At 60.1% G+C, this 14,192-nt stretch carries 15 protein-coding genes; 8 read left to right on the top strand and 7 right to left on the bottom strand.

All coding sequences use genetic code 11. The features are described 5' to 3' along the window. Nucleotides 1-3: 3 nt before the first annotated feature. A complete protein-coding gene (locus QP922_RS10155) occupies nt 4-621 on the bottom strand; it encodes a response regulator (protein ID WP_284809322.1) in 618 nt (205 codons plus the stop codon). After that, nucleotides 614-1,762: a sensor histidine kinase gene (locus QP922_RS10160; protein ID WP_284809352.1), complete on the bottom strand. Its 1,149-nt coding sequence runs from the start codon at nt 1,760-1,762 to the stop codon at nt 614-616. Before QP922_RS10160 ends, QP922_RS10155 begins: the two co-directional genes overlap by 8 nt. A gap of 115 nt (nt 1,763-1,877) precedes the next feature. Here QP922_RS10160 and QP922_RS10165 point away from each other — a divergent pair, with 115 nt between their 5' ends. From QP922_RS10165 to QP922_RS10175, 3 genes are all read left to right on the top strand, one after another. Continuing rightward, complete coding sequence (locus QP922_RS10165; protein WP_284809323.1) at nt 1,878-2,873, top strand: ABC transporter permease; 996 nt, start codon at nt 1,878-1,880, stop codon at nt 2,871-2,873. Next, entirely contained in the window at nt 2,873-3,520 is a 648-nt protein-coding gene (locus tag QP922_RS10170) for an ABC transporter ATP-binding protein (RefSeq protein WP_284809324.1), read from the top strand. Before QP922_RS10165 ends, QP922_RS10170 begins: the two co-directional genes overlap by 1 nt. A gap of 77 nt (nt 3,521-3,597) precedes the next feature. Further along, the gene (locus tag QP922_RS10175; protein ID WP_284809325.1) at nt 3,598-4,422 is read left to right on the top strand and encodes a YwaF family protein; all 825 of its coding nucleotides are present in this window, start codon (nt 3,598-3,600) and stop codon (nt 4,420-4,422) included. Between the two features lie 161 nt (nt 4,423-4,583). Here the strand turns inward: QP922_RS10175 and QP922_RS10180 are convergent, their stop codons facing one another. Next, nucleotides 4,584-6,188: an NAD(P)H-hydrate epimerase gene (locus tag QP922_RS10180; RefSeq protein ID WP_284809326.1), complete on the bottom strand. Its 1,605-nt coding sequence runs from the start codon at nt 6,186-6,188 to the stop codon at nt 4,584-4,586. Nucleotides 6,189-6,199: 11 nt separating this feature from the next. Beyond that, nucleotides 6,200-7,015: an Fpg/Nei family DNA glycosylase gene (locus tag QP922_RS10185; protein ID WP_284809327.1), complete on the bottom strand. Its 816-nt coding sequence runs from the start codon at nt 7,013-7,015 to the stop codon at nt 6,200-6,202. Nucleotides 7,016-7,092: 77 nt separating this feature from the next. On the opposite strand from QP922_RS10185, the gene QP922_RS10190 reads away from it, so the two are divergent. From QP922_RS10190 to trhO, 4 genes are all read left to right on the top strand, one after another. Continuing rightward, a complete protein-coding gene (locus tag QP922_RS10190; protein WP_284809329.1) occupies nt 7,093-8,589 on the top strand; it encodes a DUF1846 domain-containing protein in 1,497 nt (498 codons plus the stop codon). Nucleotides 8,590-8,803: 214 nt separating this feature from the next. After that, nucleotides 8,804-9,169, top strand: a complete 366-nt coding sequence (locus tag QP922_RS10195) for an AlbA family DNA-binding domain-containing protein (RefSeq protein ID WP_284809330.1) — start codon at nt 8,804-8,806, stop codon at nt 9,167-9,169. Beyond that, complete coding sequence (locus QP922_RS10200; RefSeq protein WP_284809331.1) at nt 9,162-10,532, top strand: ATP-binding protein; 1,371 nt, start codon at nt 9,162-9,164, stop codon at nt 10,530-10,532. Before QP922_RS10195 ends, QP922_RS10200 begins: the two co-directional genes overlap by 8 nt. Nucleotides 10,533-10,581: 49 nt before the next feature. After that, the gene (trhO, locus tag QP922_RS10205) at nt 10,582-11,511 is read left to right on the top strand and encodes an oxygen-dependent tRNA uridine(34) hydroxylase TrhO (RefSeq protein WP_284809333.1); all 930 of its coding nucleotides are present in this window, start codon (nt 10,582-10,584) and stop codon (nt 11,509-11,511) included. Nucleotides 11,512-11,513: 2 nt separating this feature from the next. On the opposite strand, the gene QP922_RS10210 is transcribed toward trhO, so the two are convergent. The 3 genes from QP922_RS10210 to QP922_RS10220 form a co-directional block, all read right to left on the bottom strand. After that, nucleotides 11,514-11,990, bottom strand: a complete 477-nt coding sequence (locus QP922_RS10210) for a hypothetical protein (protein ID WP_284809335.1) — start codon at nt 11,988-11,990, stop codon at nt 11,514-11,516. Between the two features lie 22 nt (nt 11,991-12,012). Then, on the bottom strand, nt 12,013-12,993 hold the full coding sequence (locus QP922_RS10215; protein ID WP_284809336.1) for a universal stress protein: 981 nt from the start codon (nt 12,991-12,993) through the stop codon (nt 12,013-12,015). Between the two features lie 83 nt (nt 12,994-13,076). After that, nucleotides 13,077-13,556 (bottom strand): MarR family winged helix-turn-helix transcriptional regulator, encoded by a 480-nt coding sequence (locus tag QP922_RS10220; RefSeq protein WP_039672736.1) that lies wholly within the window; start codon nt 13,554-13,556, stop codon nt 13,077-13,079. A 179-nt stretch (nt 13,557-13,735) separates the two neighbouring features. Here QP922_RS10220 and QP922_RS10225 point away from each other — a divergent pair, with 179 nt between their 5' ends. Continuing rightward, nucleotides 13,736-14,140 (top strand): DUF5318 family protein, encoded by a 405-nt coding sequence (locus QP922_RS10225; protein WP_284809354.1) that lies wholly within the window; start codon nt 13,736-13,738, stop codon nt 14,138-14,140. Nucleotides 14,141-14,192: the final 52 nt, after the last annotated feature.

Genomic DNA, 14,192 nt, shown 5'->3' on the forward strand with positions numbered 1-14,192 from the left:
GACTTAAATGAGCTTGCGCTCGCGGGCAGCAGACACCGCCGCGGTACGGGTCTCCACTCCGAGCTTTTGATAGATGTGAACAAGGTGGGTCTTCACTGTGGCCTCGGAAATGAATAGCTCCTGCGCAATCTGCTTGTTGGACTGTCCGGTGGACAGTGCCTGAAGAATCTCCAGCTCACGGGCGGAAAGGGCAGTCTCCGGCTGGGCTAGACGCTCTGCCAAGAGGTTGGTGACCTCGGGGGCCAAGGTGCGCTTGCCCGCAGCGGTATCAAGGACCGCGTTATGCAAGGCTTCCTCGGGAGCGTCCTTGAGGAGGTAACCCATCGCGCCAGCTTCGACTGCGGCGAGGATATCCGCCTGCGTGTCATAGGTGGTGAGAATCAGCACCGGTGGGCCGTTGAGCTCACGCACGCGCCGGGTGGCGGCAATGCCATCGACGTCTGGCATCTGGATGTCGCAGACGACGACGTCGATCGGGGGGACGCTGTCAAGCACCAGCTTCTCCACCGCCGAACCGTCAGAGCCCTCCAGGACCACATCAATGTCGTGGAACGTGTTGAGAATCGCGCGCAGCCCGGCGCGGACCACGGGGTGATCATCGATGAGCATCACGTTAACCATTACGGCTGCTTCCTGTTGGGATTCGCACCGCGAGCGCGGTGCCGGCCGGTGAGGATTCTACCTGGACAGAGCCGCCAACGCTGCGAACACGCTGCTCTAGGCCGGTCAGGCCGAAACCTTGTGGGCCGTTAATGCCGCGGCCGTCATCGACCACGTCCAAGGTGATCTCATCAGTGAAAGCGCCCAGTGTGACCACCGCGCGGTCGGCGTCGGCGTGTTTCATTACGTTGGTTAGCCCCTCGCGCGCGGAACGCAGAATGACGTGGTGGAGTTCGGTAGGCACCTCGCCGCCGCCGGTGAGTTTGAGGCTCAACTGCGTGTGCAGGCCCAGACCGTGTGCCTGAGCTTGAAGCTCATCCACCAGCGCGCGCAGAGCTTCATCGATGGAGGAGGTCGGGGCGGCGAGCTCTTTGACGAAGCGGCGAGCCTCCGCGAGGTTATCCTTGGCCACCTTCTCAATAAGCTCGAGCTGCGCGGTGGTCTCCTCCGGGTCAGTGCTGTTCTTGGCTGCGCGGCTGAGCAGCACGATGGAGGATAAACCCTGGGCCACGGTGTCATGAATCTCCCGGGAGAGCCGCTCACGCTCCTCCAGGCGGCCCGCCTGGTGCTCGGTGGCGGCCAGCTCTTCTTGTGTCTCACGCAGTTGCTTGGCGACGGCCGCGTGGTGCACCGCCTCCGCCTGAATCTTGCGGGCGGCGTGGTAGACGACCACGGCGAAACAGGTGCCGATAAAGGGGCCAATAGCAGCCGCTGCCGTCCATGCCTGGGGGTGCAGCCAGGCAGGGATGAAGGCGGCGATGGCCCACAGCACGACGCTGGCGAGAATGCCAGGCCAGAAGGGGAGGGCATGGACAAAGACGAAGACCAGCGGGAATTCCATCCACATGAAGTCTTGGGCATGCACCATGAGGCCGATCCACAACAAGCAGAGCACAGCGAGCCACAGCGTAGTGGGCACGGGGCGAGCGGGCTTGCGGGCGGCGTAGGCCACGAAGCCGGCATAGACCACGGCGAGGGCAATCGAGAGACCGAGGACTCGGGCATCGAGCCGGTCATCGGCCCAGGCGCGGAGTACGCCAAAGACCAGCAGGAATCCGAACATGATGTGGAGGCCAACGGTCCACAAGCTGTTTCGCATCATCACGCCGATCCAGCCTATCGCCTCGGCGGTTGAGGCCGAATCAACCAACTGGTTGAGTGAAGGTTCAACTAGGTACCCGATTACTTTCTCTTAGCGCGTGAGCAGTATGAATACTATGTTCCTTGCATTGAGAGAGATAGTCACCGCGCGCGGTCGTTTCTTCCTGATCGGCGGCGTCGTGGCTTTGATTACGTTGTTGCTCGTTATGCTGTCCGGCCTTACCCAAGGCCTGTCCAAGCAAAATACTTCTGCGCTGGAGGCACTCGGAGAAACTACACCGAACGTGACCTTCTCCACCGAAGACCCGTCTTTTACTGAGTCGGAGATTTTCGCTGAGGATGTCGTCGACGGTGGTCTCCCGCTGGGCGCGAGCCAGACCAAGCTGGAAGGCCACGGCGGTGTGGCCGTCCTGGGCCTGCCTGCCGGCACTGAGATTCCCGGGACGGACACCTTGATTCCGGAACGCGGCATGATTCTTAGCCAGTCCATCGATGAAGACATGAACGCTCCTTCTCAGGGCACGCTTGGTGGCGTTGACCTGGAAGTGCGTGGCATGGTCCCGGATGAGTATTACTCCCACTCCCCGGTTATTTGGGTCGACACGGCCACCTGGCAGCAGGTCTCCCACGCGCCGGAAGGCATGGTGGGCGTGGCGCTGCTGACCACAGAGCCGACGGAGACGTCCGTGTCCATGGGCAAGGCGCTGTCTGGCCTGCCGGCCTACAGCTCGGAGCGCGGCTCCCTGTTGACGATGCAGGCCTTCCTCTACGGCATCTCCGCGCTGGTGACCATCGCCTTCCTGAGCATTTGGACCATCCAGCGCACCCGTGACCTGTCTATCCTCCGCGCTCTTGGTGCCAGCGTGACGTACCTGCTCAAGGACGCTATTGCCCAGGCGGCCATCATCCTGGCTGCTGGCGTGGGTATTGGAGCGCTCGTCGGCTGGCTGCTGGGCCTCGCCGCCCAGGGCACCGTGCCTTTTGAGGTTTCTGTCTTGACGGTCATCGTTCCCGCACTCGGCATCTGGCTGCTCGGCATCGCCGGTGCCTTCCTCGCCACCCGCCGCGTTTCCAAGATCAATCCGCTCGACGCCCTAGGAGGCAACGCCTAATGATTACCACTGCTACTCCTGCTCTGTCCCTCCGCGACATCGTGGTGACCTACCCCGACGGCGAATCCCGTGTTACCGCTTTGGACGGTGTGAGCCTAGACGTGAATCCCGGCGAGCTCACCGCTGTCATTGGCGAGTCCGGCTCCGGCAAGTCAACTCTCCTTTCCGTAGCCGCTGGCCTTATCGAACCGGACTCCGGCACCGTGGAGCGCACCGGTTCCCGTGGCCTCATCTTCCAGCAGGCCAACCTCATTGCTTCACTGACCGCGCGTGAGCAGCTACTCATCATCGACCACATGGAAGGCCGCAAGCCGCGCCAGGATCGTGCCGATGAGCTCTTAAGCTTCGTGGGCCTTGAGGGCTTTGGTAACCGCCGTATGAACCAGCTCTCCGGTGGCCAGCGCCAGCGCGTCAACATTGCCCGTGCTCTTATGGGCCAGCCTTCCGTGTTGCTGGCGGACGAGCCCACCTCTGCTCTTGACTCTAAGCTTTCGCGAGACATCGCCAAGCTTCTGCGCGGTGTCACCGAGGACTTTGGCACCGCCACCCTGTTCATCACCCACGACCGCAGCCTGCTGGACTATGCCGACCGTGTCCTGGAAGTCAAGGACGGACACGTCTCCGCTTACTCCGACGTGGCGGCCTAGTCCTTAATTGATACAAGGAACTAATTTTCTTCTTAGTGCCCACAAGTGCTGAAGGCGGAGTACATTAGTACTCCGATATGCTTCGACCTCGCCGCCCACGGGTAACCCCTACCGACTATGAGCGCATGCAGCAATGGACCCCGCTGCATGCGCTTATGTTGACGATTACCATCGCTGCCTGCGGTGTCTTCATTGTCGGCGCTCGCCGTGTTAAAGGCACAAGCCGTGAAAAGTTCGTACGACAGATGGTCGGCTGGGTCCTTTTGGTCCTCGGCACCGCATGGACAGTCATTTCCCTGGACCCCTCCCAGTTCGATATCCGAGAGTCCCTCCCGCTGCACCTTTGTGACGTGCTGCGCCCCATCTTGGCGCTCGGCCTTATTACCGGCAACGAGCATGCCCTCACCCTGACGTATTTCTGGGGCATCATCCTTAACCCGCAGGCCATCATCACCCCGGATGTCATCTACTACTTTGCCCCACGCTGGCTGCGCTTTAGCACCTACTGGTTCTTCCACATCGTGGCGCTCGCCGTGCCGCTGGGCCTGACCTTTGGCCTGGGCTATCGACCGACGTGGAAGGGCTACCGCTTTGCCGTTAAGGTCACGCCCATCTGGATGGCCATCGCCATGGCGGTCAATGCGAAGACCGACGGCAACTACGGCTTCCTCAACCACGCGCCGGGCAGTCCCTCCATCATCAACCTGTTCGGCCCATGGCCCGGCTACATTGCGGTGGAGACCCTCGCCGTCATGGCAGCCTGGGCTGGAATGACATGGCCCTGGGAGAACACCTCCCTGCGCCGCGGCACCGTGCCGGTGGGCACTCGGGGACTGTTGCGCAAGTCCGTCGGCACCGCGTCCGGGATTCTGCGCCGCGCCGCGGTACGTTTTCGTAAATAGTGGCCCGAGAACCGCGAAAGTCTAGGGCTTCGTTGCGAAAACGTACCAACACGGTGGCGGCTGGGTACGTTTCGATCAAATAAGGTCCCAGATCTTCGAATCTCTGGGGTGCTATTTGATCGAAACGTACCTTGCTGCGGAGCTAGTGCCGGGCTACGGAGCTAGCGCTGCGCGTTGAGGAGGCGCGCGATGGCCTGCGGGATGGCCGCCGCAATTTGGGAGGTGGAGCAGGGGGCGAAGCCCTCGGGGGTCTCAGCCGCGATGGACGCAGCATGCGCGTGGATGGCGCCGGCGTGGAGGACCTCGGCGATGACCTTAGTGGGGGACGCGGCGGGCGAGGTGGCGGAAAGCTGAGCCATCACTGCACCGAGGATGCCGGAGAGCACGTCGCCAGAGCCGGGAGTTGCGGCAAAGGAGTGGCCGGCGTTGAAGGCGTAGATGGGCAGGTCCGGAGCGGTGACGCGGGTGAGGCGACCTTTGAGCAGGATGATGCTGTTCAGCTCTTCGGCTAGTTCGTGGAGGGCGCGGCTCCAGCCGTTAGCCGCATTGAGAGCAGAGCCGAAGGTGGCCTCGTAGAGACGAGTGAACTCGCCCTCGTGTGGGGTGAGGATGGTCAGCGGGTGCTCGGTGACGAGCTGGCGCAGCGAGGTGTTCTGGGCTAGGAGGGTAAGGGCATCGGCGTCGAGGATGGTGGGAAGCTTGTGGGCCAGAACCCTGCGCAGTTCGGTGGCCGCCGCCGAATCGGTGCCGCGGCCGGGGCCCACAACCCACGCCTGAGCGCGCCCGGCGGAGGCGACGTCGGGGTGGCAGACCAGCTCTGGGAGGAGCGAGGTGATGGTGTTGTCGCCGATGAAGCGCACCATCGACGGCGTGGCCCGCACCGCCGCGGTGGCGCATAGAATGCCAGCACCCGGGTAGGCCTCGCTGCCGGCGGCGAGGGCAACGACGCCGCCAGAGTATTTGTCGGAACGTGAATGTGGTGTGGGATCGGCGATGGGCCCGGTGCAGCCGACGGGCCAGGGGCGGGAAGCACGCCCGCCAGGAAGATCGAGTTCGCCCGGGAGCCACTCCCAGGGCAAGGGAACCGTGGGCTCGTGGGCGATGAAAGCCGCTGGTTCATCCAGTTCAGCGAGGGTTTCAGCGAAGGAGGGCGCGCTGGGCAGGAAGAGATCGGAGACCACCACCTGTCCGCATTCGGCAGCCAGCGCGTGACCCAGGCGTGGGTACCCGAAGGTGATGGTGACATCGGCCTCGACGGTGTCTGGGGCGACCATGCCCGTGTCAGCATTGATGCCGGTGGGCATGTCGACGGCTAGGACCGGCACACCGGATGCAACGGCTTGCTCGTAGAGCGAGAGCGCGGTACCGGAGAGGCCCCGGGCGGAACCGAGGCCGGCGATGGCGTCGATGAGCAGCGCGCTGCCTGGAGTTTCGCTGCCGTCAGGTAGCGAAACGTCGGAAGGAAGGACCGTGCCACCCGCGGCGAGGAACGCATCCAGTGCAGCGTCGTGGTGCTCTTGGGGGACTAGGGCGTGAACGTCTACGCCGCGCTCAGCCAAGAGCGCGCCGGCGTAGAGGCCATCGCCGCCGTTGCCGCCTGGGCCGGCCAGGATGAGCACTGCGCCGGGGCGGGCGGCCAGCATGGTGTCGGCAGTCTCCGCCACCGCTGCGGCGGCGAGCCGCATGAGCTGATCCGGCTCCGATTGCTGGGCTAGAAGCCGCTCTTCAGCAGCACGAACTGTGGCAACGGTGTAGCAAGGGCGCATAACTGACTACCCTAGCGCGCGGGTTGGCAGGTCGGGCACCAGAAGAGATTGCGGCCCTGCATGACCTTCTCCTGAATCTCTGTGCCGCAGACATGGCAGGGCTGCCCGGCGCGGCGGTAGACGTAGACCTCGCCGCCGTGGTCATCCTTGCGGGGCTCGCGGCCCATAGCCTCCGGGGTATGAGCTGGGCGGACGGTGTCGATGCGGCCGTGTTCCACGCCGTAATCCATGAGGCCGACCAGGTCAGACCAGATAGCATCGAACTCGGCACGGTCGAGTTGAGTGCCGGGGATGAAGGGGGAGAGTTCTCGGCGGAAGAGAGCCTCGGCGCGGTAAATATTTCCTACACCAGCGAAGAGGCCTTGGTCCATGAGCATTGCACCGATGCTGCGCCGTGAGGCATGCACCCGGGCCCACAGGGCATCGGGGTCAGCATCCTCACGCAGCGGATCCTGGCCCACCTTCGCCACCTTGGCCTGGTATTCCTCCTCGGTAATAAGAGTGCAGAACTGCGGGCCGCGCAGGTTGGCGGCCGTTGTGCCGTTATCGAGGCGTAGTCGGATCTGGCCCCACACGTCAGCCGAGGGCTCGAAACGCAGGGAGCCGATGAGGCCTAGGTGGATATAGATGACGTGGCGCGGGTCCTCGGCATCGAAGTGAAGAAACAGGTGCTTGCCAAAGGCTTCGGCGAGGGTGAGGGGTGAGGCGTCGACAAGCGCGGCCTCAGCAGCGAACCTGCCTTGGGGGCTGCTCACAGCGAGTGGTGCATCGCGGAAATCCGCATTGAGTGTGCGGGCAAGGCGGTGAATAACGTGTCCCTCAGGCATGTCAGGAAGTCTACGCGGGGGCTGTGCTGCTGTAGACTTTCCGGGTACTACCCGTTGAACGGAAGGGCCTAAATATTATGGGGCGCGCACTCGGTTTTGACCGTGAAAAATACATTGAGCTGCAGTCGGAGCACATTAACGCTCGGCGCCAAGAAATCGGCGGGAAGCTTTATCTCGAGATGGGTGGCAAGCTTTTTGATGACATGCATGCCTCCCGTGTGCTGCCCGGCTTCACGCCGGATAACAAGATTGCGATGTTGGAGCGCATCAAGGATGACGTGGAAATCCTCGTCTGCATCAATGCCAAGGACATCGAGCGCCAGAAGATGCGCGGTGACCTGGGGATCCTCTATGAAGATGATGTGCTGCGGCTTGTCGACGTTTTCCGGGACCGCGGCTTCCTAGTCAACAACATCGTCATGACGCAGCTGGAGGAGGGCAATAGCCAGGCGGAAGCCTTCATCGAGCGTCTAGAACGCCTCGGTCTGACCGTGGCGCGTCACCGCGTCATCCCCGGCTACCCCTCCAACATTGATCTCATTGTTTCCGAGGATGGCTTGGGCAAGAACGACTATGTGGAGACCTCCCGGGACCTCGTCGTGGTGACCGCGCCGGGCCCGGGCTCCGGCAAGTTGGCCACGGCATTGTCGCAGGTCTACCACGAGAACCTGCGCGGCGTGCAGGCAGGTTACGCCAAGTTTGAGACCTTCCCTATTTGGAACCTTCCGCTGGATCACCCGGTGAACCTGGCCTATGAGGCCGCCACGGTGGACCTTAATGACGCGAATGTCATCGACCACTTCCACCTCTCCGCGCACGGCGAATCCACGGTGAACTACAACCGTGACGTCGAGGCCTTCCCACTGCTCAAGTCCCTGTTGGAGCGCCTTACCGGAACCGTGCCCTACCAGTCCCCAACGGACATGGGCGTGAACATGGTGGGCTTTTGCATTACTGACGACGAAGTCTGCCGCGAGGCCTCCCAACAGGAAATCATCCGCCGCTACTTCAAGACCCTGGTGGAGGAGGCCCGCAACGGTCTCGATAACACCCAGTCGGAACGTGCTGCGGTGATTATGGCCAAGGCTGGAATCAAGGCCACTGACCGCCCCGTGGTGGAGCCGGCGCGTCAGAAGGCAGAGGAGACCGAGGGACCCGCATCGGCGCTGCAGCTTCACGACGGCACCATCATCACCGGCCGCACCTCCCCGCTGCTGGGCTGCTCGGCGGCTACCCTGCTCAATGCGCTGAAGCACCTGGCCGGCATCGACGACGAGCTGCACTTGCTGTCGCCGGAGTCCATCGAGCCGATTCAGACTTTGAAGACCAAGCATTTGGGCTCTCAGAACCCGCGCCTGCACACCGATGAGGTGCTCATCGCCCTGTCAGTCTCCGCTGCGAAGGATGAGAATGCCCGCCGCGCCCTCGATGCATTGAAGGAACTGCAGGGCTGCGACGTCCACACCACCACCATCCTGGGGTCTGTGGATGAAGGTATCTTCCGCAACCTCGGCGTGCTTGTGACCTCCGATCCGGTCTTTGCCCGCAAGAGCGCTCTCTACCAGAAGCGTTAAGGCCTGTTAGGGCCAACCCGTCGTCCTGCGTCGACCTCGCTGCATACACTTTGCTATTTCTGTAGCTCACTCTGACAATGAGGCGCTTCACTGATCAAAGTGATGTCCTCAGTGGTAGAAGTGAACTCCTCACTTATCAAATATGTGCTCTCACTGTTAAAAGTCAGCGGTGTCAGTGTTAAAGTGAAGAAAATAGCTGAGGGAGGCACGGGCAGTGACGGTATGGAATGTCGAAAGCTTCAGTGATGAAGACATCAACGCGATTGTCGAACGCCTGCGTGCGCAAGGTAGTGATGACAATGACTGTGAGGCTAAAGCGGCGGTAGGAAAACTCAACAAGGACGTCTGGAATACGGTTTCAGCTTTCGCCAATACTGATGGTGGCGTCATACTTCTTGGGATTGATGAAACCTCCGGTTTTATCCCTGCCCAAGGATTTGACCCGAACAAGATTATTGACTCAGTGGATAACGGGCTAGGGGACAAGGCGCCGAGAGTAGAACCGGTTCCTACATTTCAGGTGCGTCGTTTCACCTTTGAGGGCGCCAATCGTGGCGTTGGGAATCGCGTCGATGTCTGAGGAAACTCAAAAGGCTAAACGCATGCCGTGTTTTGTTGTCGACCAGGGGATAACGAAGGGAAGCTATAAGCGCCTCGATGACAAGAACAAGCATCTCACCGCACATGAGATCTATCAGCTCCAGCACCGTTACGAATCTGATTTCTCTGATCAACAAATTGTGGAGGATGCGGCTATCGAAGATCTCGATATGCCGTTGGTCAACTCAGTCATTGAGCGTCTTCATGCTTCCCAATCACGTTTGCTCAACGGAGATAATTCTGCACTCGCAGTTTTGAGAAAGCTCAATAGTCTTAATAGGGCTGGTGAAGTGGTTTTTTCCGGTTTGATGTGCTTTGGTGTTTATCCCCAGCAATTCTTCCCGCAGTTGTTTATCGATGTGGCGAAGCACCCCGGACAGCAAAAATCGGCAGATCCAGAAGTACGGTTTGATCATCGCAAGGTGTGTGAAGGCCACATCAAAGATCAAATCGAAGATGCGATCGGTGCGACGTTAAGCCTGCTCAATACCCGATATGTTGAGCGGGGAAGAACCGTAGAGCAGGAACCGGAGATTCCTGAGGTGGTCCTGCGCGAAGCAATTACCAATGCCGTGATGCATCGCGACTATGGTCCAGTGTCGATCAGCGAGCAAGTTGCGATTGATATTTTTAGTGACCGTGTTGAGATTCGCAATCCAGGTGGCCTGTGGGGAGACCGTACACTCGACAATCTTGATGACGGAAGGTCAGTGCCTCGTAATCAATTCATTGCTAAGACATTGTCTTATGTTCCGGCAAGAGACAAAGGAACAATAGCGGAAAACCAAGGAAGTGGTATTCGCCGAATGCAAGCGGCAATGAAGCAGCATGGCCTGCCGCAACCACAATTCAAAATCGAAATAGGTGCCTTTACCGTGGTGCTGCATCGGCACGGTCTGTTGAATCCTGAAGCCCAGCGATGGCTAGAGAAGCTTGGAATCGGGGATTTATCGCCAGAGCGTGCCCAAGTGATGCTTCTAGCACGGGAATATCGTGAGGTGACTCCGCAGCTTATTCGAAGCGTACTTGGTATCGATAGCGACGAAGCGCGCGAGGAGCTGGGCGAGCTCGTGAGTGAAGGTCTCTTAACTGAGCATCAGCGTGGTCCTGAACGGTACGGTCTCTCCGCTGATGTCTTAGGGCTGACTCCTGTGCAAGTGGGAATCCTAGGTGTGTTGGAGGTTGACGTGGAGCACAATATTCATCAGCTCATGGACAAGACCGGCTATAGCGCAAGCACGATTCGTTACGGCCTTCGGGGGCTCATCGATTCAGGGCGAGTTCAACCCACAGCGCCGCCCACGAGTCGCAGCCGGGCCTATGTACTAAATCCACAACCTTAAGTCAGGAAAGATTGGGGTTTTACTTCGCAGCAGGCCTAGACTTGCGGGCGTGACTATTGGCAAGATTCTCCTCTACTACTGCTTTACTCCCATCGAGGACCCCACCGCGATTATGTTGTGGCAGCGCTCGCTGTGCGAGAAGCTCGGGCTTAAGGGCCGCATCCTCATTTCGGAGCACGGCATCAATGGCACCGTTGGCGGTGACATGGATGCCTGCAAGCGCTACGTGCGCGAGACCCGCGAGTATCCGGGTTTCAAGACGATGGAGTTCAAGTGGTCGGAGGGTGGCGCGGATGACTTCCCGCGCCTCTCAGTCAAGGTCCGCGATGAGATCGTGGCCTTTGGCGCGCCGGGTGAGCTCAAGGTAGATGAGAATGGTGTCGTCGGTGGCGGCGTGCACCTGAAACCCGAAGAAGTCAACAAGCTGGTCGAAGAACGCGGCGATGAGGTCGTCTTCTTTGACGGGCGCAATGCCATGGAAGCGGAGATCGGCAAGTTCAAGAATGCCGTGGTGCCGGACGTGAAGACAACGCACGACTTCATCGCTGAGCTGGAATCCGGCAAGTATGACTGGATGAAGGATAAGCCGGTCGTTTCCTACTGCACCGGGGGCATTCGCTGCGAAATCTTGTCGTCGCTGATGAAGAATCGTGGCTTCAACGAGGTCTACCAAATTGACGGTGGCATCGTGCGCTACGGCGAAAAGTACGGCAATGATGGCCTGTGGGAAGGCTCGATGTATGTCTTCGATAAGCGTATGCACCACGAGTTTGGCCAGGGGATTGAGGATCCGGGCTTTATCCAGCTGGGCCACTGCGTGCACTGCGGCAAAGGCACCAATACCTTCCACAACTGCATCAATGAGGACACATGCCGCCAGCAGGTGCTCATCTGTGATGACTGCATCCAGCACACAGAGACGCAACATTGTGGGCGCGAGGACTGTGCGAAGGTCGCGCGCGCCGAAGCCCAAAAATAGGACTAGAGCTCTGGGGCGAGGAGAATCTGAATGTCGTTAATACCCCAGAGCATGAAGTTGCCGGCCATGACCCAGAAAATGGCCATCCACCCGCGCCAGCGCAGATAAGCCTTGAGCTTGCGCACCATAATGACAGCGCAGCCGATCATGCCCGCGAAGGGGATGATCATCGTTGTGGTCGCGAAAATGGTTCGCTGAGTCTTCGTGCACAGCCATGAGGCATAGACCGCCGGGTGGCAGTTGGCATCGGGGCCAGTGAGCTTGAAAATGCCAGCGAGGAGCAGTGCATACAGTGCCGAGCCCAAAAGGATGGCCACCATGAACCAGAGAGCCTGGCGCGAGGAGCGGCGGTTGGCTTCGGCGAGGACGAGGGGATCGGGGGCGTCGGCAAGCTCGTCGAAGCTCCGCGGCTCAGGACGGCGCAGGTTAGCGTAGTCCGCGTCCGACGTCAGGTCGTTTTCAGGATGCTCAGCTGCCATGATGTGCAGTCTAACGCGTGAACTAGGACTCAGGATCCGGGCCCGTCGGGCACACGAGCACGGGCACGCCCACGTGGGGAAGAAGTTCAGTAGCGGTACTGCCTATGAAGACACGGGCAATGGGGCCCATGGGCGCTGAGCCCAAGCAGAGAAGGTCGCCCTTCTTCCACTTCAGTGAGTCCACCGCCCCGGACCAGCCGTTACCGCTGCCGATGGCCGTGGTGACCTCGAGATCCGGGAAGGCGTCCGCAATAAAATCGTGGGCGCGGTCCAAAAGGGAGAGCGAGTGCTCGCGCCAATTGGGGGCGTCGCTGGGGAAAGTAGGGGAGTAGTCCAGGGGGACGTCGATAAGCCCCTCCGGCGAAAACGCCAGTATGCGAAGGGGGAGCCCGGCGCGGTGTGCCATGCATGCAGCGCGGAGGAGTGCGGGGTCGTCATCGCAGCCGCGGTCGGTAAACGCGAAGTTGATGCGAGTGACTCCGTGCTTGGAGAGCTTGATGCCGCGTGGGCTCAAACCGACAGGAAGGGGAGAATAGTGAAGGAGGGCATCCGCCGTTGAGCCGGAGAAGAAGCGGCCCTTCGGTGCGGACTGATTGGCGCCCAACAAAATGACGTGAGCGCCGAAATCCTGGGCCATCTCCTCTAAGAGCTGCGGGCGGGAGGGCCCGGCGACGAGAACAGACACGTCCGTATCCCATTGGGACTTATGTACGCCGGCTGTGCTCAATGCATCCCGGACAGCACCTTCGCAGGTAGCGCGTTCCTTCTTGAACCACTTCTTGTAGGAACCGCTGAGCTTGCTTAAGGAAGTAACGGTCAGCGGTTGCGAGATGGTGGAGACAACGCGGATGTGCGCAGGTGTGGTGCGCGCTATCCATGCTGCGAAGTCAATAGCCTCCGTACCGGCGGATTTAGGACTCCACGATACGAGGATGCGGACCGGAGGGAGCGGGTCCTCTGATGTTACGAGCCTCTTGGAGGGGCGGGAAGATTTCTTAGCCATTCAGTACATGTTTCGGGGTTGTTTATTCCATTATCAACCCCTCCGGCCTTAAAATAAAATCTGCATAAGGCCTCCTCTATGGTCTATTTTCCTTCCATGATGGGGCGGTAGACATCCGCCAGCTTGGAGATCAGGTTTACGAGGGAGTCGGCATCCTTAATGTCTTCCGGCTCCAGCCAGCGCAGGATCTCTGCCAAAGCGGCCGCACGCTGGCGAGAAACGATGGTCAACTCGGACTCGCCCAGCTGGGTAAGGGCAACGAGAACACCGCGGCGATCCTTCTCGTCACGGTGGCGCTCCACAAAGCCATGGCGCTCCAATTGGTACAGGGCATTAGAAGCGGTGGGCATACGGATCAGTTCTGCCTGGGCGATGGTGCTCACGCGGGACGGGCCGCGCAGGCGGAGTTGGTTCATGATGGACACCTGGGAGGTGGTCAGGGAGGTGCCCTCCGTGGTGCGCTGGAAAATCAACATAAGTTTGTTGAGCGCGGGCTGAATTTGGCGGGCAACCTCGAGGGCGTCCTCGTACGGTACGGGGGATTCGATATTTTCTTCACTCATGGAAAATAAGTCTAGCGAGTTTGGTTCCCCGATGGTAGTTAGCTTGCTGAAAAGTTTAGTTTTTGCAGCGTGAATCGCTTACACCTTCCCAGACTTCTATGAGAGTGGGTCCGTAGATTGTTGTCGCAGCCCCTAGTAGAATGTATCGGGTGAATGTGGCGTCGCTGTCAGCGGCCATCATGAGCAAAGGAGGTACACAGGTGTCGGCAAAAGCAACTGCAACAGTGGCCTACCGTAACGAGATCTCCTACGAGTGGGAACGCGCCCAGCATTTGCGCGACTTTCGCGCGGGCCGGATGAGCCGTGACGAGCTGTGCGACGCCGACTTCCTCCTTTGTGCTGCGGCGGAACACCATGGCGTCGATATGCACAAGTCCTGCCCCATCTGCGAACACGATTTGCGCCTCACACGCTGGGTGTATGGCGATTCTTTAGGGCGCCGCGCAGGCAGCGCACGCAGTGAGCAGGAGATTGCAGATCTGGTGGCTGAAGGGCTGGAGTTTACGGTCCATGCGGTGGAGGTATGTCCGGCGTGCCGCTGGAATCATCTTCTTCGGGCCGCCACGGTCTATGCTTTAGGGTAGTTTTGGCTTCCCAGTTCACGCCGGTAAGCTGCATGTATTTACAGTTTCTGTA

The organism is Corynebacterium sp. MSK218 (assembly GCF_030232655.1).
In the GTDB taxonomy this organism is placed as follows: Bacteria; Actinomycetota; Actinomycetes; order Mycobacteriales; family Mycobacteriaceae; genus Corynebacterium.

What these genes read in the sequence shown, in the direction of transcription:
- QP922_RS10155 (WP_284809322.1), bottom strand. Translation starts at nt 621, where the DNA reads ATGGTTAACGTGATGCTCATCGATGATCACCCCGTGGTCCGCGCCGGG.
- QP922_RS10160 (WP_284809352.1), bottom strand. Translation starts at nt 1,762, where the DNA reads ATGATGCGAAACAGCTTGTGGACCGTTGGCCTCCACATCATGTTCGGA.
- QP922_RS10165 (WP_284809323.1), top strand. Translation starts at nt 1,878, where the DNA reads ATGTTCCTTGCATTGAGAGAGATAGTCACCGCGCGCGGTCGTTTCTTC.
- QP922_RS10170 (WP_284809324.1), top strand. Translation starts at nt 2,873, where the DNA reads ATGATTACCACTGCTACTCCTGCTCTGTCCCTCCGCGACATCGTGGTG.
- QP922_RS10175 (WP_284809325.1), top strand. Translation starts at nt 3,598, where the DNA reads ATGCTTCGACCTCGCCGCCCACGGGTAACCCCTACCGACTATGAGCGC.
- QP922_RS10180 (WP_284809326.1), bottom strand. Translation starts at nt 6,188, where the DNA reads ATGCGCCCTTGCTACACCGTTGCCACAGTTCGTGCTGCTGAAGAGCGG.
- QP922_RS10185 (WP_284809327.1), bottom strand. Translation starts at nt 7,015, where the DNA reads ATGCCTGAGGGACACGTTATTCACCGCCTTGCCCGCACACTCAATGCG.
- QP922_RS10190 (WP_284809329.1), top strand. Translation starts at nt 7,093, where the DNA reads ATGGGGCGCGCACTCGGTTTTGACCGTGAAAAATACATTGAGCTGCAG.
- QP922_RS10200 (WP_284809331.1), top strand. Translation starts at nt 9,162, where the DNA reads ATGTCTGAGGAAACTCAAAAGGCTAAACGCATGCCGTGTTTTGTTGTC.
- QP922_RS10210 (WP_284809335.1), bottom strand. Translation starts at nt 11,990, where the DNA reads ATGGCAGCTGAGCATCCTGAAAACGACCTGACGTCGGACGCGGACTAC.
- QP922_RS10215 (WP_284809336.1), bottom strand. Translation starts at nt 12,993, where the DNA reads ATGGCTAAGAAATCTTCCCGCCCCTCCAAGAGGCTCGTAACATCAGAG.
- QP922_RS10220 (WP_039672736.1), bottom strand. Translation starts at nt 13,556, where the DNA reads ATGAGTGAAGAAAATATCGAATCCCCCGTACCGTACGAGGACGCCCTC.
- QP922_RS10225 (WP_284809354.1), top strand. Translation starts at nt 13,736, where the DNA reads ATGAGCAAAGGAGGTACACAGGTGTCGGCAAAAGCAACTGCAACAGTG.